Annotated in this window: 1 pseudogene; it reads left to right on the top strand. The window is 78.4% G+C overall.

Annotated elements, in window-relative coordinates:
- Positions 1 to 236, top strand: a pseudogene (locus G3I42_RS34575) (PucR family transcriptional regulator); the annotation flags it as partial.

Raw genomic sequence — 236 nt, 5'->3', positions numbered from 1 at the left:
TCGGTGGACGGGGACGCGCTGCCGGGGCGCGAGGCGCTGCCCGGGATCGAGGCGGCGTTGCTCTCGGCGGGGCTGCGCTCGGCATGGCGACTGCTGCCCGACGAGCAGATCGGCGTGGTGGGGGTGCCGGGAACCGGCGCGGTGCAGGCGCTCGGCGATGCGCTGGGGCGGGTCGCCGCCGTGCGGATCGGCGTGAGTCCCCCGTACGGCTCGCTGCGCGAGACCCCGCGCGCCCT

The sequence above is a fragment of the Streptomyces sp. SID11385 genome (assembly GCF_010548245.1).
Lineage (GTDB): Bacteria > Actinomycetota > Actinomycetes > Streptomycetales > Streptomycetaceae > Streptomyces.
The sequence above is the reverse complement of the archived record's forward strand: the minus strand, read 5'-3'. Positions and strand labels throughout refer to the sequence as shown.